We start from the raw sequence: 21,709 nt of genomic DNA, 5'->3' as shown, positions 1-21,709 counted from the left end.
CCAAACAGACCTTATGTTATCGGCTGGGTTATGTGTTACGTATTTTGCTGCATTATTTGCGATTCTGGGCGTAAGCTGTGTTGAGCTCTTCTGCCAAACGATAGCCAGCTTGAGTTAAACGCTGTTTTACCAACTCAGAACCTTTCTGGTAGTAAGCCTCTGAAGGCTTGGCGTCTTTTTCGACACTGTAACCAAAGTCGGCTAACGCGTAGCTTTCCTTAACCCACAAATCAACATCAGCCACCTGACCTAATTCCATATTCCCTTTCGGAAAATTTTGCTGCAGAGAAGCTGCAAAGTCGTGGATGTTATGGGCTTCATCTAGCATACCCATGCCGCTATCCCATAGGTGATGGAGATCTTTTTGCGGTACATCCAAGGTATGCTTGTTGGCACCCAAATCCGTCACACACTCATTCTTGCTCAAACTTTGCGAAATAGAGTGCATTGGCTGGTGTGAGTCACCGGCTACATGGCTCATGAACATTAAGCTCGCCGCTTGCGGATTATGCTTGAAGTCTTCGAATAGGTAACTTGCCACCAGCTTGATGTTCGGGGTATGAACAAAATCACACTGGCTGCTCGCTGGGTATGCCTGGTTAATGTAATGCCATGCACCTGTTTCTTTCTCTTCCCATTGGTTCAGCTTGGCAGGGATTGTCTCTCCCATTTGCTGCCATACCTGCTCGGCAGGCACTTTGCGGATTAAGTCCGGCACCATGGCGAGTTTGGCGAACTGACTCGCCCCCTCAAAGCTGTCCATTTTCTGCTGAACATCCTTTGGCATCGACTGGTAAGCCTTACCTGCTAGCTCATCCACTTGCACTTTGACCGCATCGTCCAGATTCTGGTAAGCAATTTCCGCAACAGTGACATGACCTTGGTAGTTCCAAGCCATTGCTGATGTCGGTGCTAGCGCCAACGCTGCCATTGCAGAGGCAACAAGAGTGATATTTTTCATAGCTGACCATATTTACATTTTGTTACATTCGTCGCTACTTTGCTCCTCAGCGAAGTGATGGTCAAGCAAATATCCGCAATAAGCATTTAATTGAGCACGTAATCGATTAACACCCATCAAAACGTTCACTCCTTAAGCAAAATGATCTTGCTAACATCAACTAGGATTATTCTGATAATAAAAAATGACTGTAGGCAAGCCATGCAACTCGATAACTTCGATTTAAATTTACTCAAAGTGTTAGTCGTCCTGCTACAGGAAAAGAACACCCGTAAGGCCGCCGAACGCTTAGGGATCAGCCAGCCTGCAGTAAGCCGTGCATTGGTTAAAATCCGAAGCCATTTTGACGATCCACTATTTATCCGTCAGCCAAGAGGATTAAAACTAACCCCCAAAGCTCAAGGGTTGGAGCAAGAATTGCCTAAGGTCTTGTCCCTGCTCGCTTCTACATTACAAGGCGATGATTTCAAGCCCAGTGAACTAACCGGCATATTTCGTATTGCCCTACATAGCTACTTATCCGAAAGTCACGGCTATGCACTCTTTCAAGCCTTGACTAGAGATGCACCTGAGCTTGATATAGAGATACACAATTACAGTGCCGCTACGGTAAACCAGCTTATCAACCAAGAGCTGGATGCCGGGCTAAGCTTCTACCCAACTGGCGTCCCCAAGGCGCTCAGGCAAATCCCAATTGCAGAAACCTTGATCGGCGCAATATGTAAAAGCAGCCATGAACTGGCAGGCAAAACCGTCCCTATTGTCTCGATGTTGGACTACCCTATTACCGGTTTGATTTTGCCGGATTTGAACAATCAGTACATGCTCATCCAACAGCTGTTTCCTGAAGGTACGATTCTCAAACCGAAGTTACGTAGCCAGTATCTCAATAATGTATTGAGATATATTGATGAGAGAAATGCAGTTTGTATCTGCCCGAAAACTTCATTGGCGAGCCTTTCAGCAGACGATTTCTCATTTATCGAGTTTGCGGGATTAGAAGAAACATTAACGATGAAAATATCCCTGACGTTTAACAACAACCAATTCCGTAGTGCCAAGTACCTGTGGCTGGAGGCGTTGGTAAAGTCGGTATTTGAAGAGTCAGGCACGGTTGGGTAACCAGATATAAAAACAAAAAAGGAAGCACCCTTGGCTTCCTTTATTTGAATACTTATAACCTATCTGTATCAGCTCATCAATTTTGTTTCCGGGAACCAATGTGACCATACCATCCAGAACACGCCGTTTTTTGTCGGTACTTGGTCTAACCGTCCCCACTCAGAATCGGTTTCACCTTTGAAATTAATCTCGCTAAACGCCACTCGTTGGCCGTCTTTCTCCAAACTGAATATATTCACGATATCGTATTCACTGCTATACACCATGACATAGGGCTTACCGGCCATTTCAAACTGATACACTGGGTTTTGTATGGCAAAGTCATGAGTAAAGGCTATTTGCTCGCCAGCGTAATCAAATCCCCACACCTGTTCTTTGGCATTCAACCTATCATCTGCCAAGTCCAATGTCGGGAAAATAGGCCCCCGCTCGGGATCGAACTGCTTTTGCATCGGTTTATCAAACGCTTTGACTAGCAACTTATCCATCCAACGTTCATAAGGGTAAATAAATACCTCGGCATCAGGGTAAATCTCCTGGAATGCCTCCCATGTCATCATGGTATTTGGATATTGTTGGATGTTTGACTCACCAAATTCGGTCTCCATAGTGATTTGCTGGATGAGGTCTCCAGAGTTACGGTCGACCATCACAAGGTTATTGTGAGTTTGGATAAGGATACCGAGATCTGACTTTTCACCATGACCGATATCTTGGTCGATAACCACAGGCAGGTTACTTAAGGCACAAAAGGTCAATGCTACATCTTTGCCGCCAATATTATCTCCAGCGATATGAGGTATTTCCATGTACTCACGTGGATAGCCACGAACGTCACCATTGATCTCTACTGCATAGATAATGTCTTCTTTGCGTAGCTGGTTATTGGCCTCAGCAACAGTTACATAAATCGCATCAGTTTGCTTAGGCGGGAACAACAAGCTCAGCAGGAAGTTTGCCGTAATAATACTGACCAACACGCCCTTGGTTGCCCAACGCATTTTACGGTTAGTCCACAGTCTTGCTTTCGAGTGGAGATACCAAAGGTAGCCCAGTAATACCAAATTCGCGGCGACGAAGTACTCGCTGTACTCATAGTACGCGACGGTCCAACTACGAGGTAAGTTCAAGCTCTGCCCTGGCTCTGTCATCAAAATTGCAGAGAAGATGGAAAAGAACGCTGTCACCACTGCAACAACATAAAAATGGACTTTGTTTAACTTTCGAGATTCACTCATGTATCGCCTCCAACAGCCTGAAGTGAAGTAATGAGTGCATTCTAAGGGAGGTGAAAAAAGCAGCAATCACGCTACCTGTATCGCTGATATACCAAACTTGGTATATCGACATTGAAAATTGAGCAGCCATAAAAAAAGCGCTACAACCGTAGCGCTTTATCAATATGAATTAGATCTAGTCAGCTAGACTAGCTTTTCGGAAACCTAGCTAGTTGTTTGACAGAGCTTAACCGCATTGCCCAATACATTCAGACAAGTCAGGCGACCTACACCGCCTGGTACTGGCGTGATAGCGGCAGCAGATAGGTGACCATCATGGTGTTTGATATCCCCCACCAGCTTGCCATCAATGCGGTTGATACCGACATCGATAATCAACTGACCTTCGATAAACTGAGTATTGTCCAACGTACCGTGATAACCCGTTGCCACCACAATGACATCGAACTTATTCCAGTCTACCGCTGCCAAATCTGAGCGGCTGTTGAAACTAGAAACCGTGCTCTGGCGGTTAATCAACTCGATTGCCAGCGGTTTACCCACGATATTACTGCGACCAAGAATAGCCACCTTCAATCCAGGGAAACTGAACTCCCCGCAATGAAGTTCAATGATATCGATAGCCGCTTGAACGGTACAAGGTAGAACAGGGTTCTGACCCAATACCAGCTGACCAAGCGCTTCAGAGCCAAAACCATCCACATCGACTGCTGCCGGAAGGTCTGGTGCGACTAATCCATTAGGTAAAGGCAGTTGGAATAAAATCGGATGATCCGCCTTTGCGGCCAAGCCATCGAGATCTGCCTGTGTTGTCCCCTCTTCAGGAAGGACAATGTGATGGCAAGGCAATTCCAGCGCTTCAAAAAGGCGTACCTTGTTTCTCACATAGACCTTACTTGCTGGATCATCACCGACAGTAACGATAGTCAGTTGAACGGGAATGCTCTCTGCGTCGATTTTCTCTTTAAGCTCAGCCATTTTGGCTTCGTAAAGTGTATTAATTACTGCTTTCATACTACTTACTGTTTGTGACGAATCTCTTGTTTATAACCAACTGATTCTACTTCAACATTGAGATAGGACAATTAAAATGTGTTTCTCATCACATAATTGCCCTATCTCTGTAGATTATGCAGTCGCTGGCTGTGCTTCCAGAGCTTCTTGCTCTTTTGCGCGCAGTACTTTGGCAACGTGTGCTTTCATCACAACAGAAATTACCAAAGCTACAGATAGGATACCCACGAAGATGTACATGGTCATGGTGTAGCTGCCTGTCAGGTTACGAACGAATGCAGCCAGTGATGAACCAGACAGACCCGCTAGAGCCCAAGCAGTCAGTACGTAGCCGTGGATTGCACCTAGCTGCTTAGTACCGAACAGGTCGCCGATGTAAGCAGGAAGCGTTGAGAAACCACCGCCGTAACAAGTCATAATGATGAACACGACAATCTGGAATGCAATAGCGTTAGACAGCGAAGGCAGCATGAAGAAAGCGCCAATCTGGATGACGAAGAACAGCATGAATGTGTTCGGACGCGTTAGGTAATCAGAAGCCGCAGACCATAGTAGACGGCCAAGACCATTAAGAAGACCCATCACACCAACCATAGTTGCCGCTTCCATTGCTGTCAGACCAGCAATTTCCTGAGCCATTGGTGATGCTGCAGAGATAATCGCGATACCACAAGTGATGTTGATGAAAATCATCACCCATAGGCCCCAGAACGTTGGAGTACGTACTGCATCGTTAGCACTTGATTGGTTCAAGTCTGCTGCTGGTTTCTTAGCTGGCGTACCGCTTTCTTTGGTTTCAACCATAGATGCTGGCTTCCAACCTTCTGGCGGACGTTCTAGGTACAGGGATGCAGAAAGCATAACAACAAAATAGGTTGCACCCATGATGTAGAAAGTCGAAGACAAGCCAAACGCGCTTATCAGCGTTTGAATTACCGGGCTAGCAATCATAGAGGCAAAGCCGAAGCCCATAATCGCAAGGCCAGTTGCTAGACCACGGCGGTCAGGGAACCACTTAATAAGGGTTGATACCGGCGTAACGTAACCCATACCTAGGCCGATACCCGCTAGAACACCGTAGCTAAAGTACAGCATGTACAGGCTTTCCATCGCTACTGCGATACCGGCACCGGCAATACCTGTACCGAAGAAAGTCGCTGCAATCATACCAGTGAAGCGTGGTCCTTTTTTCTCAACCACATGGCCCATAACGGCAGCCGACGCGCCCAAGAAGAAAATAGCGATACCAAAGGTCAAGGAAATTTGCTGCAAATCCCAACCAAACGCTTCATGAAGCGGATTAGAGAATACGCTCCACGCATATACAGAACCGATGGAAATATGAATACCTACCGCCGCGAGTGCAATAAGCCAGCGGTTTTTCACTTGTGCTGTTTTCATTTTTGAGTTACCTAAAATTCGAAGACAGACATACCCTATATGAAATGATTTGAGAGAAAAATAAAGGCAAAATATCGCCCCCATTTCGAAAAGTTAATGCTGAAATAAAGATTTTCAATGCCATACAAAATGAAATTGGGCGTTTTTTTAAGAATAAAGAACATATAAAATTACACCAAATAAGATATTGAAAAATAACACATTTAATGAATTTTTTATGATTTAACACACTTAGAACAACTCGGTTAAACCGCAGTGTTAGATCGCCTGCACTTACATAGTGCAATCTAACTTTTCATTCTTGGAATGATTGATATCCTGAATTTAACCTGAAGTTTGTCTAAATATTAATCATGATTCCTGATTATAAAAAATATAATTTTAAAATAAATTGATAGCGAATTGACAAAACCCTGAAAAACGAACGCTCTTTTACTGGTTAAATATTTGCAGCCCCCCTTAGTTCTTAGCAGTGAGCTCAGAACAAAGAGTTCCGAACAAAGCAAAATAATGAGGTGAGTGTATGGATCAGGCAGAAGGTTTACGCAGCATTTTCCAGCGTCAGCAATGTATCCAGCGTGTTCGCGGATACCACAAACAAATTCGAGAAGCAGTTGCCCATGGTCAAACCCAACAAGTCAGCCAGTTGCTCAAAGGGCTTGAAGCTGCCCAACTTCAACTTGAAGCGACTTATGATCAAGCACCACGACTAGTTCACTGATGGGTAAGGTTGAAGGGACAGTTTTGTGCTCCCCTTCACCTTACTGATAATGAGATTCATATATGCTTAACCTCTTTACCCAAACCAAGAGAATATATGATGGATCTCTTACTACTCAGTAACGGCAAAATTGCTGGCAACACCAAGGTGATGGAATTCGCCCTACCTGCGATTACAGAAGTCTTTACCCGCAAACAAGTCAAAAACGTACTTGTTATCCCTTACGCGGTTATTCGCAGTAGCCACGACGACCGCACCGCTATGGTCGCAGAGTCACTAAGCCACCTTGATGTGAATGTGACCGGTATTCATCGTGCAGAAGACCCTGTAGAAGCCGTTCGCCAGGCAGACGCTATTGTTTGTAGTGGCGGTAATACTTGGGTACTAAATAAGACGTTGCATGATCTTGGCTTGATTGGCCCTATCCAGCAGGCAGTGACTCAGCGTGGTGTCCCTTATGTTGGCTGGAGTGCAGGTGCCGTTATTAGTGCTCCAACAATTCGCACAACCAATGATATGTGTATCGTATCAGCAGCTATCACCCCTTCCCTTGGCTTTGTGCCTTTCCAAATCAATGCCCACTACATTGACGCAACGATTGAAGGCCACATGGGTGAAACCCGTGATGAGCGTATTGAAGAGTTCTTAGTAGTGAACCCTCACCAATCGGTTATTGGTATTCCTGAAGGTTCATGGCTTGCGGTATCTGGCGATACCATGACTTATGAAGCCGCTAACGGCAAACCACTTCACTGGTTCAAGCTGAACCAAGAGCGTAAGTTGATTCAAGCAGGTTCTGATGTCACAGAGCTTATGGGCCTAGACGGCTAATTGCTAACTTTAGCAATTCAGTGATACATAGATTAAAGCACAGAATAAAGGAACACCTCATCCTTTATCTCTGTGCTTTTTTGTAAGGGTTATACCAGCACCATCTCAACATCAACAAAAGTCAGATCACTGGCAAGCGAACCCTGTAGTGACGACTTCACCACCATGACTTGGCGACTCTGCTCATTGCTAAGCGCATCTAAAGACAACCCGACAATCACCAAATAACTACTGCCTGTTTTACTAATATTCAATGACTCAGCCTTCAGCCCAATATCCGTTAGCGCTTGGTTAACCTTTTCAGCGATAGCCTGATGTTGCTTATCGTCCTGTAGCTTGCCACCGGCCAATTCGACAAAGGCTTCTCTGATAATTCGCACAGGCTGTCCAAGCATGGATATCGCCAGCACAACCACGAGCAAAGCATCGCCGATATATAAAAGGAAGTCCCACGAAGAGCCTTGCTCGATATAACCAATTACCACCAGGACGGCACCGGTTGAAGCCGACAATACACCATCAATCAACGACGCCTTCTGGTCAACGGCGAGCATCGAACTATTGCCTTGCAGCTTCTTGTTCTGGATAAAGTAGAACGCCGACAACCCCCAACAGATTGCTACCATCGCAACCGCATAATAGATAATAGGTCCAGTTTTGATCATGGCGATGGGCTCGCCAGCCAAATATTGTAGTATCTTGCCGCCATTACTGGTAAACGCCGAGATAATCACACCAAGGAGCAACAAGCCTTTTACCAAAGAGTACAAAGCTTCGGTTACAAACAACCCGAAAGGAAAAGTCTCAGAGCGAACTGCCTTTATTTCAGCAATTTTCAAGGCAACGATAGATGAAAGAAACAAAATGAAGGACATGTTACCATCAAGCAATAGTGCCTGTGAGCCTGATAGGTAATAGACTCCCCAGCCACTCAAGGCCATCACCAAGTTAGCTAAAACCCCAATACGGATAGATTGGCGTTCGATGGCTATGATTTTTTCTTTCATACTTAATCCAACTTGCAGTAAGTCATTCACAACAAAGAAGCTAATTTGTGCCTCACTATAGCGATCAGATAATTACTTGTCATTAAGGTGATATACCCAGTAAATTGGAGATAGAGGAGAAATGAATAGAAAAAACGCTTTCACTCGAGCTATGAAAGCGTTGAGGACATCCGACAGATCTGTTTAACCTGTCAATGTAGGCTACACACCATAGACAGTGGCTTTCGACACATCCACGACATAGTTGCATGACAACAGGTTGCGACCGATGAGCAACTTATCGGACATCAGGCTTCTGTCTTTTAAATTAACTTCAACCTTGTAGTCGCGATCATCCAAGGTTAAATCGAGCTGGATGCTATAACGCATCTCGGAGCCAAGGGAATTCTGTATCTGGCGAACATGGGTGATTTTTTCACGCATGTGAACCGTTTCCCCTCGTTCATTCGCCGTGATGAAATTCACTATCTTGCCAATGTTTTCCTCGGCATCCGGCGAGAAATCTTCTATTTCAACATTGGTTGCATGAATCGAAGTACGCGTTGCCCCAGTATCTATGCGAGAGCGGAAATTGAGGTTGGCCGCTGGAGAATAAAAGGTTTCCTTCTGGCCGATGAACAGTTTGCTCGTTTGCTCATTACCTAATCCATCGATACTGCACGATTGTGCGTAGTCATTTGCTAATACCGCTGGCGATAGCATTAACGTTGAGACCAATACCGCTCCCAAAGCGATACCCTTGCCTGTTTTCAACGTTTCGACCTTGCATCCTTTCTTTATTAACATGACAACTCCCTTACATGTTTTTCGTTATCCTGTAGCCATCATTACAAAGCTGTTTGACAGCAACAAGTATGTGAAAAAAGGATTTACAATTCTCCAGACGCAAAAAAACGCAGCTATTGCTAGCTGCGTTTTTTACTATTGCTGAGTCTTATTCTTTTGCAGGCTTTATTTATCTTCCTGACTTATTTACTTGTTACATATGGCCTTACTCGTCATCCAACTTAACAAACAGCGTTGTTAGTACGAAAGACAGAGCGAACACACCACACACACCCATTACTGCCTGGATGAAATTCTGTGTACCAGCAGACAGGTAAGCTGGCAGACTGAATACTGATGACAGGATGTAGCTTGTTAGGTGCGTATCAAGCGTTACAGAGATTGCACCGAACACACCCGCAGCCAGACTCGCGGTGAACATCGCCTTAGTGTACTTGGTTAGAACACCGAACAATGCTGGTTCAGTAATACCTAGGATAGCCGTTACACCAGAGCCCGCAGTGATTGAAGATTGCTCTTTCGATACGCTCTTGCGCTGCTTGTACCAGATAGCCAGTGTTGCACCCGCGATAGCCAGGTTACCTAGACACATGATAGGCATCAGCAAGTCCTTGCCGTATAGAGCGAAGTTGTTCAGGCTGATTGGCGTCATGCTGTGGTGGATACCAAATACGATAGTAATTGGACGCGTCAGGCCAAAGATGAAACCTGTCAGTGTTGGTGAAATCTCAAGTAGCGAGCTGACTACCCAGCCAGCACCGTTACTTAGCCACATGCCTAGAGGGCCAACAGCAGACAATGTCGCAGTCGCCGTTACAGCAAAGGCAAGTAGTGGCGTAAATACCGGCTTAGCAACGGTTGGAACAATGCTGTCTACCAGCGGTGTGACTTTTGACAGCAACCAAACTGCCAAGATAGCCGGAACGATGGCACCGCCGTAGTTCATTAGTTCAATTGGCACCACGCCCAGAACTGTCAGTTCAGCTGCATCGCTCGCTGCTTTGAGCGCAGCCGCTTTATCAGCAAGCTGAGGCGATAGCATCGCAGCAGCAACGGCCAGCGCGATGTACTCATTGACGCGGAACATTTTAGCTGCCGAGAATGACACCAGCATTGGCAAGAAGAAGAACACAGCCACAGAGATTGAGCGGAAGAAGTAAACCGTGTCAGATGTTTCAGAAATAACATTGGTTGCGATAAGGCCAGATAGCAGACCCATCAACATACCCGCACCGGCAATAGCAGGTACAACTGGACCGAAGATACCCGCCACGACGCGCATGACGTTCTGGAACAGCTTGCCGTCATCTTTGCTCTTTGGCTTGTCTTCATCACTGACCGCAGCACCATTACCAGCCATAATAGCTTGCAACGCTTTGTGCCACTTCTCAACTTCTACACCAATGATGATTTGGATTTGGCCTTCGGCAAAAACGACACCCTGAACCCCTTTGATGGATTTCAATGTCTCTTCCGATGCCTTCGACTGGTCGGCAATTTTCAGCCTCAGTCGTGTCATACAGTGCGTAGCATCGGTAATATTGCTGATGCCACCCAATGCATCAATCATTAGCGATAGTTTTTCAGTCATCGCATCTTGTTTAGATGATGCAGATGCCTTTTTTCCAAAACCACCCATCGACTCACTAATTTGCATATTTAAATAACTCTCTTTAAGAAAAGAAATCTAGTGGATTAGCTATCTTTTGTAAAACAAAGATATTCACACTTAAGATATGTCTTATAAATTAATCACTCATGATTTCATTTAATTTGAGTTAAACACTCATATTTGAATATCACGCCGTACGAATTTATTTTCTTTTCCTCCTGGCCCTGAGACAGTGCATCAACTTGCACATTTACAGCTCTGTTCAACACCTGAAGTTCCATTTGATGAAGCAAATGATATAGAACCAATTCGAAAATCCAACGGACGAAACTGAGAGTTAAATCACGAAAATTAGGACATTTAGCGCTAAAACAATTAATTTTCTGCGATTGGTCTGTTTTTTGGTCCTGTTTAGCTAAGTTACCGTACCAATTAAATTTATTAAAAAAATAGGGGTTGAAATAACGGTTTTTCAATTGGTATATATAAAAATAGATTCCGGCTCAGATGAGAAATTCATTGTGAAAAAAACATTAATCACAGATGTTGAATGCATTATTACTAAACCTGATCGTCATAATTTAATTACTGTTATCGTCCATACTGATCAAGACGTTACAGGTTATGGTTGTGCCACTTTCCAACAGCGTCCATTAGCTGTCAAAACCATGGTGGATGAATACCTCAAGCCACTGCTAGTGGGTAAAGATGCGAACAACATCGAAGACCTATGGCAGATGATGATGGTCAATGCTTACTGGCGCAATGGGCCGGTGATCAACAATGCAGTATCTGGTGTGGATATGGCGCTGTGGGATATCAAAGCTAAACTGGCCCAAATGCCACTTCACCAACTGTTTGGTGGTAAATCTCGTGATGCGATTCCTGTTTATACTCACGCGACAAGCGACACAATGGAAGGGATCTATGAGCTTGTTGATGGCTTCTTAGAGCAAGGATACAAACATATCCGCTGTCAGCTTGGTTTCTACGGCGGTGTTCCTGAGAATATCCATACGACCGAGAACCCAACTGAAGGCTCATACTACGATCAGGATCAGTACACTGAAAACACTCTGAAAATGTTCAAGGAGTTACGCGAGAAGTATGGTAACCAGTTCCATATTCTCCATGATGTGCACGAGCGCCTGTTCCCGAACCAAGCGGTTCAGTTTGCCAAAGAAGTCGAGCAATACAAGCCGTACTTTATTGAAGATATTCTGCCACCAAGCCAGACCGAATGGCTTGATAATATCCGCAGCCAAACCTCAGTGTCACTGGGCCTGGGTGAACTTTTCAATAACCCTGAAGAGTGGAAGCAGCTTATCATCAACCGTCGCATTGATTTCATTCGCTGCCATGTGTCGCAGATCGGTGGTATCACCCCTGCCCTTAAGCTAGCCCATCTATGCCAAACGTTCGGTGTTCGCCTTGCGTGGCACTGCCCGCCGGATATGACACCGATTGGTGCCGCAGTGAACACACACATGAACGTTCACCTGCATAACGCTGCGATTCAGGAGCATGTGGAATACAAAGAAAATACCCAGCGTGTTTTCCCTAATGCCCAAGAGCCACGCAACGGCTACCTGTATGCATCAGAAGAGATTGGTATCGGTGTAGAAATGGATGTTGCTGCAGCGAGAGATTTCCCGGTGACTTACCGCCCGCACGAGTGGACCCAGAGCCGCCTGCCTGACGGAACTATTCATACGCCGTAAAGAGGTTTTCAGAACCTAGATCCTAGAGCCTAGATCCTGGAACTTATAACTTAGGAACTAGGAACTTAGAACTTAGAACTTAGGAACTAAGATCTCAGTTCTATCACACAAATAGCTGCGTTATTTCTTCCTGAAATAACGCAGCTATTCTTTTTTACCCCTGAACTTAATATTCTCGCGATTAAATGGGATCACGTAGGTGCATTGGTAATCAATATCTATCACCTCGCTGACAATAAACACCTCACCTGTCGAGAGGAAACCTCGGTTAGTGATCTTCATTGCCGCAATCCCTTTTTTACAGCCCAATAATTCCGCTTCTTCTTTAGAAATATTAATCGCTTTATAGCTGGTTAAATACCTGTCGATTTGCAGGCCAAGATCCAAAGTATGGTTTTGCAACGAACTTTCGATAATATCGTCGTTCATTTTAGGAAAGAGTTTTACCGGCAGTTTGGTACTTTCCAGCTGGACGACTTTCCCATTGACCAAACGCAGGCGTTTAATGCTCCAGATATAATCATTTTCATCGCTCAAGAATGAGTTTTTGTCATGAGAGTCAGTAATCTTCTTGTTCAGGCTGACTTTCTTGTACGACATCTCCTCGAAGCTGTTTTCAGTAATTGAGTTATAAACCAGCGGGTTATTGCGGTTAGCCTCTTTGACAAAATGCCCTGCCCCCTGGCGGACAAACACCGCACCGATGGCCTCAAGCTTATTCAGTGCTTTGCGTACAGTAAACCGAGACACCGCATAGCTTTCTGCCAGCTCCCTTTCGGCAGGCAATTTATCGGTGATCACACCTTGGTAAATCTTGCTTAGGATATCTTGAACAACAAATTCAAACTTCTTCATAAATGTGGTGATTACTGCCTGAAAGCTTCGAAGAGGGTTTCTCTATATTTTATTCAATGGCCTCTGACTATTCAAATTAGTCAGCCACTTTCAAGCTGTTAGCAAAGCACTCATGTTCAGCTAAAGCACATAAAAAAACGGCCTCAAAACAAGTTTGAGGCCGCTTTCCTGCATTCATTATTGCTAATAAGCGCTACGTTCAGTTCTTAATCCTTTCACCAAACTCACGCACATTAACAGCAACACGAAGCTGAACGGTAGTGCCGTCGCCACGACACCGGACTGGAATGCCTGAAGCGCTTCCGAGCCACCAATCCAAAGCATCACAGCGGCGATCGAACCTTCTACAGTCGCCCAGAAAATACGCTGCGGAACCGGTGCATCCACCTTACCACCAGCAGTAATACTGTCGATAACCAGCGAGCCTGAATCCGACGAGGTAATGAAGAAGATCAATACCAAAGCAATCGACAGCACGGAAATCACCGAGCTAAATGGCAGTGCATCGTAAACATGGAACAGGGTAAGCGAGATATCATTAAGACCATTTGCACCTAATTCGCCAACTTTGTTCACCACCTGATCGATAGCAATACCACCGAAAATCGACATCCAAATAATCGTCATCAGCGTTGGTACAAAGATCACCGCGAACAGGAACTCACGTACAGTACGGCCATTAGATACACGGGCGATAAACATACCGACGAATGGTGACCATGAAATCCACCATGCCCAGTAGAATACTGTCCACCCGTGCATCCAGGTGGTGTCATCACGGCCATGCGGGTTGCTCAACTCAACAATGTTGCCGAAGTAAGCCATGATGGTTTCTGGCAACGCAACAGTTACCACATCAAAACCTACAAATGCGACAAAAACCAATAGTACAAAAGCAAACACCATGTTGATGTTACTCAGCACCTTCACACCGCCATCAATACCACGGATCACCGAGAAAATCGCAATCGCAGTAACAAAGGCAATCACGCCCATCTGCATACCGATACCGCCTTCGGTACCGAACACGTGGTTGATACCACTGGTTGCCTGCTGAGCACCGAGGCCAAGCGAGGTAGCCAAACCGAACAAAGTCGCCAATACCGCCAAGATATCGATGACATGGCCCAACCAGCCCCATGCCCTATCACCAAATACCGGATAGAACACAGAACGAATGGAGAGCGGCAAACCCTTGTTGAACGCAAAGAACGCCAGCGACAAACCAACAATGGCATAAATCGCCCAACCATGGACACCCCAGTGGAAAATAGTAGCGCCCATAGCCAGCGCTTTAGCTTCTTCAGTATTTGGAGCGACATTGAACGGCGTGCCCCACCAGTTGGTGAAGTAAGCCGTCGGCTCAGCCACACCCCAGAAAAGCAAGCCAATACCCATGCCAGCTGCAAACAGCATTGCTAGCCATGAAACTCTTGAATGATCTGGCTTAGCATCTTTACCACCGATACGAATTTTGCCTAACGGCGACAGCATTAACCCCAGAGTGAAAATGACAAAAAAGTTAGTCAGCCACATGAAGAACGCATCGAAGTCATTGAGGATGCCATTTTTAACGCTGTTTAGCGCTTCTTTGGCTGTTTCGGGGTCGATGAAGATAAGTGCACCGAGGAACAAGATAATCAGTCCTGCACTGGTGCCAAAGACAGGGTTATGTATATCAAAACCCCACTTCTGAATGTTGTCCTGACCTACCTGATAGTCGGTCGTCTCTATACTGTATTTCTTTAGTACACTATCCATAAAGTCACTTTAACGTTGTGTAGTCGATGCTTTTTCGTCCATAAAAAGCACTCGATTATTGTCAGTGATAAAAATTTAATTTAGACCACTAAACATTTTTTAATGTGGGTGCAGGGTAACAGCAATTGATAAACAATTCAAATGCAGTAATTTGATGGTTTTTTGTACTTTTTATTTCACTAAAACTGAAAATCATTGATATGGACACTAAACATTGGCCTGTAAACGGTTCGTTTCGGTAGTTGTTTAGCGGTCGAAAGGTTTTGGGTTGTAGATATGTTTTAAGAATGGAGAACCTTGGCTATTTGTACGAGCCAAACAGCCTCAATTGTTACTTTAAATAATTGCTTAGAGGTTTGATTAACCAAGAGAAATGATCAGAAGGGTATGTTTAAAGGTTCGAAGAAGGCTTCTTTAATTTTTCAAAGATTTTCTAGTATTCAATTAATTAGCAAATTTCCAGCCATTAGATCATCTTTGGCTGTAAGATAGTTCCCAATAACAAAGCGAGCTCAAACCGTGTTTGGGCTCGCTTTCCTACATTCACTATTGCTAAAAAGTGCTGCGTTCAGTTCTTAAGCCTTTCATCAAGCTTCCGAACATTAGCAGCAAGGCAAAGTTACTTGAAAGACCACTAGATCTTCTCTAGCTGATTGACGTATTCCACAGGAAGTTCTGACACAGACATTACAGTTAAGCCATCAGACTTATTCAGCTCCATTGAAGCAGTCTCAGGCAGCTTCCACATTGCCCCTGTAGCTGGATCGATGATAAGCATACCAATCAAGCCACCAAACAGGATATTGCCCAAATACCAGCCATCTAGACTACTTGTCAGAGTATAAGTCACTTCCGTGTAATCTTCTTTTTGGTATGTGATGGTGTATTCAGCCCCATCGAAATATCCAGCTCTACTGGATAAAGTTACGGTGCTTGGTGTAACACCTTTATGAATAACATCACCATTTTCATTAGTAATAATAAAGCTCGCTTCAGATGGGGTGCTACGAATCGAAACGGGGTAAGAGCTATCACTAACAATAGTTGAACAGCCACCAAGCATTGCCACTAAGCATGAGGACAATAAAATCCTTTTCATGTATATACCTATCATTATGTTTGCGTTTGGCTGATAATAGCGAAATTATGCAACCAACAATACATCAACCAAATGCTTATTTGATCTATGATAACAACCACAAATAAAAGGCTAAATACTACAGTACCCAGCCTTGAACTTTACATTTAAAAGGTTTATACGTCAGACAGTTAGTTAACTTTCAACAGCTAGGCTTTTGCGCTGTTCTTTTTAAGTTTCTTTATAATACATCCCTTCCAGATCGAGCCGCTAATGCATTGCCAAAAGTTACCACTCCCCCATCAGCAGCCGGCTCTTAACGCCTTTGATCTGCAATCCCATCGCTTCAAACACATCTTCGAAGTTACGGCATTGTGGTGGTAAATTTGGTAAGGAAAGTACTGCTTCATCGAAGAAACGGGTTTGCTCTTGTTCTGTTTGCCATGCAACTTGCCACCAGTCCAGGATACGTTCTTTTGAGCTGTTCAATCGCTTGGACTTTGGCACCCTATCTTTTTTATTGAGGTTTTCCGATGTGGTTGTCGGCAGTAAGTTCCAGCGGTCATTGTTTGGCCAATAAGCAAAAGGTAAACAATGATCTACGTGGTACTGCTCGCGAAGTTTAATACCGCTCCATACACTTTGGATTTCGGTGCCGCACTGACGAAGGGTATCGACTTTTCTCCGCACTTCTCGGGTGTCGTGATCTTTATCGACCCAAATCAAGCAATCATAGTAGGTTTGGAGATTAATGTTTCTCAGCCGATTATTCTCAAACCGCTTCATTTCAGTAACCCACTGATTAACAACCAAGGGTTCAATCCAGCTACTGTAAAGTCGCAGACAGTCCCAGAGACTTTCGTCGAGTAGAAATGTACCAAAACTTGCTAAGAACTCACTATCAATAAAGAGAGAGCTCAATGATTTCCGTTTCTGGCTTGGTGCAATCATCTCGAATAAACGATTATCTTTCGGGCCTTGATAGATAAATTTTACCGGGCCACTTTTAATGGTTGCCAGTGTTGCTGATAAGGTTTTCTGAAGGGCTTTTGCATCTTCCCCGGTAAACAGTGCACCTATAGCAAGGTCATCTGCAGACAGGTGACGGAGTTTATGCCAGCCATCTTCTTTTACAAAACCCAGCCCTTTGCTGGTATTACTGCTTTGCTGAATGCCTTGGATTCCATCGATTTCAATATCGATTAGCCGTTTGAATTGGCGCATCCAATACAAAGCCACTAGCCCTTGAGGTAAGGCAACCTTACCATCGGTCCGATCGAGCACTGCCCCAGGATGGGCATCTGCAATTCGAAGAAGTGTGCGCAGGAGTGCTAATTTATAAGTTGCCGACTTACTGTCATTTACAATGATATGGCGCACTTTGGTGAGATCACCCGAACCATCGTCCGGCAGGTTTAACACTAACGTTTGCCACTGGACGCTGTTACGCCCCATAGCATCTTCATTCAACTCTGTTTTCAAGCAAACATGCAATGCACGCTCTTTTGCTAACTGCTCGACCTCTTCAGCTGAGACTCCATGGTTTTTACGACCATCATCGAAATCGCCGTGGCGGAGAGTGATGATCAGCTTACCATTGGGTGCTAACAGGTTACTGAGCTTTCTAAATGTGCGTTCACGCTCTGACGGCGGAATATGCATCCATACCGCTGAAAGTAAAATGAAATCGAAGCGGATACCAAGAGAAATGACTTTCTTAAGCTCTGGAAGATTATCGTTCAGCCAGACGACCTCTGTTGACTGGGTATGCTGTTTACCAATTTCACGTAGCGCCTCTGCAGGCTCTACCGCATACACTTCACAACCATTTTCGGCAAACCATAAAGCATCACGTCCACTGCCTGCACCAATATCAAGTACGCATGGCTGTTTGCCCATATCATTTGCCACTGGCCAGAAGCGTTTCCAGCTTGCGTGAACGTCTTCAAAGGCAAGTTTCTGATAATCGCTAGCTAAGCGAGAAGCATTGTTATGGTAAAAATTATTGTGCATTGAGTGGGATATATGAAAGTAGTAAACAGATCAATTTTCATCACTTTAGCTTACCTTTTAGTAAGTTAAAGTGACGATTATCATTATTAGAGAAGACTGGTTTTCAGAAGCCTAAGTTTTATGCGGAGTATCGATTTTCACTTTGAAAGCTTTGGAGCTCGCCGAACTGCGCCAATACCCCCAACATCTCCGCAGGCACGCAATCCCCTGCACAGTAGTCTTCCAGTTCTGACAGTTCACTGATCACCAGTAGCAAGATTTCCAAGGCGATAGCGATATCGCTCTCTGCAAAATTTGCCAGGGTTTTCCAACGGCGTTCTGTCTGGCCATCAGATAGCAAAACTGATTCGCACACTTTAAGGCTGATAGGCTTGAAGTTGTCATCATCACACGCAATCTCTTTCAAACCAAAGAAATCTATCGGCATGACAGAGCCCATGCGAACCTTGGCGCTGACTTTGGTGAGCGTATCTAGGCTCAAGTAACAGTCGCGTTCGATCCCTTCACTGATCATCAATCCTTCGACATACACCAGCACACCTTGTGCCAGATGGTCGTCCAAACATACCGCCCCATTGTTCAGCGATACATAAGCTTGCTTTAATTGATGTCTTGTCAAGTTCACGGTTGAGCACCTTTATTCGTATTGTGAGAACTAGCAAGGCTTGCAGCCTTTTCTACCTTATTTTCAGGGAGCAGTGACTTAATTCATCTGTGAAATTATGTTTCTGCGCAGTATTGTCCACATAAATAGCAAAATTTCACCACTAAAATTTTGTGGACTTTAGAGTAATGACTCATTTGCTTTTAATTCACTCAAATAAAAGCACATTTTTGCACCTGTCGGTTATTTATACCACTGTCAGGGGAGTCACCACAAATTTATACACCTACTCAAAAAAAGTACAATCACCTTATCTACTGATTTTGATTATGTAAACCTGTTGATTTAAACAGCTTGTTACTGCTTTTGATTATGTGATTGATTTTCTTCAGCTTACTTTCTTCAATCAACTGTCATCTTTATAAATAGTCTTGCTTCTACTGATTTTCGGTATATATTAGTGACAAGCCAAAGTACTGGATAAATACACATGACCTCATACAACACTGCTGGAGTATCACACATGGATGTCGAGACTAAGCTCAATGCCGTTGGCTCGGCGCAACGTGAACGGCTGGCCTTTATAGACTTCGCCCTTTACTTCCTTGGTGAGGTCACGCGTAAAGACTTGATTGACCGCTTTGCTGTCGGCCATGCTGCGACCACTCGTGACTTTGCGCTGTACAAAGAGATCATGCCGGACAACCTGAAGCTGGATATGCGCTCTAAGAAGTACTACAAACAGCCAGGGTTCGAGCCGATGTTTAATCTGGACCTGAAGAAAACGCTGGCCACCATTTCTTTAGGTTATGGTGATGGCTTCTCTGGCCATCAGGATTTTCCTATCCAGTGTGAATCCCCGACTTCGCTAACCGTTCCTCGCACGCCAATTATGGCGGCACTGTGTGAAGGTATTTACCGCAATAAATTGCTGGAGATTGAGTACATCTCGACTTCTAGCGGTAAAGGTACGCGCGTGATTGCGCCGCACAGTCTTGTTGATTCCGGTAACCGTTGGCATGTGCGTTCTTTTGACCGGAAGAACGAGCAGTTTATGGATGTGGTATGTAACCGCGTGACTTCGGTAACGATTTTGGATGAAGAGCCGACTAGTGAAGAACGCGTTGAAGCCGACCGCCAATGGCAAAAGTACATTGAAGTCGAGTTGATCCCCCACCCGCACCAAGGTAACCCAGAAGCAATTGAACTGGATTATGAAATGGAAAACGGCAAGCTAGTGATTGAGGTGCGTGCTGCGCTAGCTGGCTACCTGCTGAGAAAGTGGGAAGTTGATTGCAGCGAAGATGGCCGTTTACACGAATATGTCGGTTACCAATTAGCACTGGCTAACCCGCAGGCGTTATACCAAGTTAATAGCGCTACGCTTGCGCCGGGGTATCGCTCGTCAATGAGCTAACAGGCTCGACTGATTCATAAAAGCATAAACAAACCGTCCGAATGGGCGGTTTTTTGTTTGGTTAAACAATACGTTTGGATATGGGCCATGTACAAAAGTTACAAAAGCATTAGATAGTTACATAAACACTCTCTTCAATTTTCCTGCTTGTACATGTTGCTAGACTACGCCCAAACCACAACAACACGTAAAACAACAGGTGAATTATGTTTTCCAATAACACCATGACTCAAAGCGACAAGCGCATGATGAATGTGATTTTTGCGCTATCTGCAGCCGTGATCCTGCTGGCCACCGCGCAAAACCATATGCCAACCGGCATCATCGGCGCGATTGGCGTAATGGCTGTCGTCGGCTATATCTTGAATGTCGCGGGTGATAAAACTCCTATCGTTAACCAGTTCTTCGGTGGCGGTGCCATTGTTATCATTTTTGGCTCTTCCTACATTTTCCACAGTGGCATACTTCCCCAAGAAACCACCGAGACCATTACCACCTTTGTCAAAGGCGGTGGCTTCCTGTCTTTCTTCATTGCCAGTTTGGTGACCGGTTCTATCTTGGGTATGGACACCAATGTATTGAAGAAAGCTGCGCTTAAGTACATCCCGGTTATTTTGGGTGGTGTGGCGTGTGCGTTCTTGTTCGCCGGTGTTGTCGGTGCTGCATTAGGCCATGGCTTTATGGAATCAGTTATGCTTATTGCCCTGCCAATTATGGGCGGCGGCATGGGCGCGGGTGCGGTACCATTGGTTGAGATTATGTCGGGTAATACCGGTATGTCTGCTGAAGTTCTGCTTTCTAAAATGGTACCGGCATTGGCTATCGGTAACGCGATTGCCATTGTCATGGCGGGTCTTTTGGATAAAGTCGGCAAGTTCTTCCCGTCTCTGACAGGTAACGGTCAGCTGATGCGCGGCAAAGTCGAAGAGAAACAAGAAGAGACAGAAGAGCAGCCAATTTCTATCAATGTACTGGGTGTCGGTGCACTATTGGCTATCACCATGTACTTTGTTGGCTCGATGCTGAGCAGCGTGATCAGCATGCACACCTACGCGCTAATGATCATCTTCGTTGCCTTGGTCAAAGTCGCCGGCTTTATGCCTCGCGAGCTTGAGCGCGCAGCACACGGTTGGTACAAATTCGTGGTCGATAACCTAACCCCTGCTCTACTTGTTGGTATCGGTGTGGCATATACTGATCTCAACCAAATCATCGAGTCTCTAAGCCTGGTTTACTTTCTTATGGTTTTCGCCACTGTTCTAGGTGCTATTGTTGGTACCGCGATCATTGGCCGTCTTATGGGCTTCAACCCAATCGAAGCGTCTATTACCGCGGGTCTTTGTATGGCGAACATGGGCGGTACGGGTGATGTGGCAGTACTGGCAGCCAGTAAGCGTATGGAGCTGATGCCTTTTGCTCAGATCTCTTCACGAATTGGTGGTGCGTTTATGCTGATATTGGCCACCATGATTATCGAGTTACTGAAGTAATCCCTAATCATCACAATGAAATGCCGGGTGAGTGATACTCCCCGGCATTTTCCATTTCTTCAATATTTGTTTTGAGC

General features: G+C 45.0%; 18 protein-coding genes. 6 read left to right on the top strand and 12 right to left on the bottom strand.

Annotation, left to right across the window (positions count from 1 at the left end; genetic code table 11):
- Positions 1-52: 52 nt before the first annotated feature.
- Positions 53-961 carry a S1/P1 nuclease gene (locus ACXAD4_RS08485; protein ID WP_475240557.1) on the bottom strand — a complete coding sequence of 303 codons (909 nt, stop codon included), beginning with the start codon at positions 959-961 and terminating at the stop codon, positions 53-55.
- Between the two features lie 201 nt (positions 962-1,162).
- On the opposite strand from ACXAD4_RS08485, the gene ACXAD4_RS08480 reads away from it, so the two are divergent.
- Positions 1,163-2,083: a LysR family transcriptional regulator gene (locus ACXAD4_RS08480; RefSeq protein WP_475240554.1), complete on the top strand. Its 921-nt coding sequence runs from the start codon at positions 1,163-1,165 to the stop codon at positions 2,081-2,083.
- Positions 2,084-2,151: 68 nt separating this feature from the next.
- On the opposite strand, the gene ACXAD4_RS08475 is transcribed toward ACXAD4_RS08480, so the two are convergent.
- The 3 genes from ACXAD4_RS08475 to ACXAD4_RS08465 form a co-directional block, all read right to left on the bottom strand.
- Entirely contained in the window at positions 2,152-3,321 is a 1,170-nt protein-coding gene (locus ACXAD4_RS08475; RefSeq protein ID WP_475240552.1) for a DUF3179 domain-containing (seleno)protein, read from the bottom strand.
- Between the two features lie 204 nt (positions 3,322-3,525).
- A complete protein-coding gene (locus ACXAD4_RS08470) occupies positions 3,526-4,335 on the bottom strand; it encodes a tetrahydrofolate dehydrogenase/cyclohydrolase catalytic domain-containing protein (RefSeq protein ID WP_475240550.1) in 810 nt (269 codons plus the stop codon).
- Between the two features lie 114 nt (positions 4,336-4,449).
- Entirely contained in the window at positions 4,450-5,736 is a 1,287-nt protein-coding gene (locus ACXAD4_RS08465; protein ID WP_475240548.1) for an L-lactate MFS transporter, read from the bottom strand.
- A gap of 523 nt (positions 5,737-6,259) precedes the next feature.
- On the opposite strand from ACXAD4_RS08465, the gene ACXAD4_RS08460 reads away from it, so the two are divergent.
- Both ACXAD4_RS08460 and pepE read left to right on the top strand, forming a co-directional pair.
- Entirely contained in the window at positions 6,260-6,457 is a 198-nt protein-coding gene (locus tag ACXAD4_RS08460) for a hypothetical protein (RefSeq protein WP_475240545.1), read from the top strand.
- 99 nt (positions 6,458-6,556) lie between these two features.
- Positions 6,557-7,288, top strand: coding sequence for a dipeptidase PepE (gene pepE / locus ACXAD4_RS08455; RefSeq protein ID WP_475242736.1), 732 nt, complete (start codon positions 6,557-6,559; stop codon positions 7,286-7,288).
- An 89-nt stretch (positions 7,289-7,377) separates the two neighbouring features.
- Here pepE and ACXAD4_RS08450 read toward each other — a convergent pair whose 3' ends face one another.
- The 3 genes from ACXAD4_RS08450 to ACXAD4_RS08440 form a co-directional block, all read right to left on the bottom strand.
- Positions 7,378-8,295: a cation efflux transmembrane domain-containing protein gene (locus ACXAD4_RS08450; protein ID WP_475240544.1), complete on the bottom strand. Its 918-nt coding sequence runs from the start codon at positions 8,293-8,295 to the stop codon at positions 7,378-7,380.
- Between the two features lie 201 nt (positions 8,296-8,496).
- The gene (locus ACXAD4_RS08445; protein ID WP_475240541.1) at positions 8,497-9,081 is read right to left on the bottom strand and encodes a putative ATP-dependent zinc protease; all 585 of its coding nucleotides are present in this window, start codon (positions 9,079-9,081) and stop codon (positions 8,497-8,499) included.
- A gap of 205 nt (positions 9,082-9,286) precedes the next feature.
- Positions 9,287-10,672, bottom strand: a complete 1,386-nt coding sequence (locus ACXAD4_RS08440; RefSeq protein ID WP_475242734.1) for a PTS transporter subunit EIIC — start codon at positions 10,670-10,672, stop codon at positions 9,287-9,289.
- A 542-nt stretch (positions 10,673-11,214) separates the two neighbouring features.
- Here ACXAD4_RS08440 and ACXAD4_RS08435 point away from each other — a divergent pair.
- Complete coding sequence (locus ACXAD4_RS08435; protein WP_475240540.1) at positions 11,215-12,414, top strand: enolase C-terminal domain-like protein; 1,200 nt, start codon at positions 11,215-11,217, stop codon at positions 12,412-12,414.
- 144 nt (positions 12,415-12,558) lie between these two features.
- Here the strand turns inward: ACXAD4_RS08435 and ACXAD4_RS08430 are convergent, their stop codons facing one another.
- The 5 genes from ACXAD4_RS08430 to ACXAD4_RS08410 all read right to left on the bottom strand — a co-directional run bounded on the left by ACXAD4_RS08430 (position 12,559) and on the right by ACXAD4_RS08410 (position 18,746).
- On the bottom strand, positions 12,559-13,269 hold the full coding sequence (locus tag ACXAD4_RS08430; RefSeq protein WP_475240538.1) for a GntR family transcriptional regulator: 711 nt from the start codon (positions 13,267-13,269) through the stop codon (positions 12,559-12,561).
- Positions 13,270-13,452: 183 nt separating this feature from the next.
- On the bottom strand, positions 13,453-15,030 hold the full coding sequence (locus ACXAD4_RS08425) for a BCCT family transporter (protein WP_475240536.1): 1,578 nt from the start codon (positions 15,028-15,030) through the stop codon (positions 13,453-13,455).
- A 634-nt stretch (positions 15,031-15,664) separates the two neighbouring features.
- Entirely contained in the window at positions 15,665-16,129 is a 465-nt protein-coding gene (locus tag ACXAD4_RS08420; protein ID WP_475240534.1) for a hypothetical protein, read from the bottom strand.
- 267 nt (positions 16,130-16,396) lie between these two features.
- Positions 16,397-18,121 carry a class I SAM-dependent methyltransferase gene (locus ACXAD4_RS08415; protein WP_475240532.1) on the bottom strand — a complete coding sequence of 575 codons (1,725 nt, stop codon included), beginning with the start codon at positions 18,119-18,121 and terminating at the stop codon, positions 16,397-16,399.
- Between the two features lie 118 nt (positions 18,122-18,239).
- A complete protein-coding gene (locus ACXAD4_RS08410) occupies positions 18,240-18,746 on the bottom strand; it encodes a hypothetical protein (protein ID WP_475240531.1) in 507 nt (168 codons plus the stop codon).
- Positions 18,747-19,215: 469 nt separating this feature from the next.
- Between ACXAD4_RS08410 and ACXAD4_RS08405 the strand changes: the two genes are divergently transcribed.
- Positions 19,216-20,142: a WYL domain-containing protein gene (locus tag ACXAD4_RS08405; RefSeq protein WP_475240530.1), complete on the top strand. Its 927-nt coding sequence runs from the start codon at positions 19,216-19,218 to the stop codon at positions 20,140-20,142.
- Positions 20,143-20,348: 206 nt separating this feature from the next.
- Complete coding sequence (locus ACXAD4_RS08400; RefSeq protein ID WP_475240528.1) at positions 20,349-21,632, top strand: 2-hydroxycarboxylate transporter family protein; 1,284 nt, start codon at positions 20,349-20,351, stop codon at positions 21,630-21,632.
- The last annotated feature ends 77 nt before the right edge of the window (positions 21,633-21,709 follow it).

The sequence above is a fragment of the Photobacterium sp. AWH4_225 genome, from assembly GCF_056158405.1.
Note: the sequence above shows the minus strand (reverse complement) of the source record. Positions and strands in the feature narration are given on the sequence as shown.

Excerpts from the sequence above, each read along its gene's own strand:
- ACXAD4_RS08405 (WP_475240530.1), top strand. The coding sequence starts at position 19,216 with ATGACCTCATACAACACTGCTGGAGTATCACACATGGATGTCGAGACT.
- ACXAD4_RS08480 (WP_475240554.1), top strand. The coding sequence starts at position 1,163 with ATGCAACTCGATAACTTCGATTTAAATTTACTCAAAGTGTTAGTCGTC.
- ACXAD4_RS08440 (WP_475242734.1), bottom strand. The coding sequence starts at position 10,672 with ATGACTGAAAAACTATCGCTAATGATTGATGCATTGGGTGGCATCAGC.
- ACXAD4_RS08470 (WP_475240550.1), bottom strand. The coding sequence starts at position 4,335 with ATGAAAGCAGTAATTAATACACTTTACGAAGCCAAAATGGCTGAGCTT.
- ACXAD4_RS08420 (WP_475240534.1), bottom strand. The coding sequence starts at position 16,129 with ATGAAAAGGATTTTATTGTCCTCATGCTTAGTGGCAATGCTTGGTGGC.
- ACXAD4_RS08415 (WP_475240532.1), bottom strand. The coding sequence starts at position 18,121 with ATGCACAATAATTTTTACCATAACAATGCTTCTCGCTTAGCTAGCGAT.
- ACXAD4_RS08460 (WP_475240545.1), top strand. The coding sequence starts at position 6,260 with ATGGATCAGGCAGAAGGTTTACGCAGCATTTTCCAGCGTCAGCAATGT.
- ACXAD4_RS08425 (WP_475240536.1), bottom strand. The coding sequence starts at position 15,030 with ATGGATAGTGTACTAAAGAAATACAGTATAGAGACGACCGACTATCAG.
- ACXAD4_RS08400 (WP_475240528.1), top strand. The coding sequence starts at position 20,349 with ATGTTTTCCAATAACACCATGACTCAAAGCGACAAGCGCATGATGAAT.
- ACXAD4_RS08430 (WP_475240538.1), bottom strand. The coding sequence starts at position 13,269 with ATGAAGAAGTTTGAATTTGTTGTTCAAGATATCCTAAGCAAGATTTAC.
- ACXAD4_RS08445 (WP_475240541.1), bottom strand. The coding sequence starts at position 9,081 with ATGTTAATAAAGAAAGGATGCAAGGTCGAAACGTTGAAAACAGGCAAG.
- ACXAD4_RS08475 (WP_475240552.1), bottom strand. The coding sequence starts at position 3,321 with ATGAGTGAATCTCGAAAGTTAAACAAAGTCCATTTTTATGTTGTTGCA.
- ACXAD4_RS08485 (WP_475240557.1), bottom strand. The coding sequence starts at position 961 with ATGAAAAATATCACTCTTGTTGCCTCTGCAATGGCAGCGTTGGCGCTA.
- pepE (WP_475242736.1), top strand. The coding sequence starts at position 6,557 with ATGGATCTCTTACTACTCAGTAACGGCAAAATTGCTGGCAACACCAAG.
- ACXAD4_RS08450 (WP_475240544.1), bottom strand. The coding sequence starts at position 8,295 with ATGAAAGAAAAAATCATAGCCATCGAACGCCAATCTATCCGTATTGGG.
- ACXAD4_RS08465 (WP_475240548.1), bottom strand. The coding sequence starts at position 5,736 with ATGAAAACAGCACAAGTGAAAAACCGCTGGCTTATTGCACTCGCGGCG.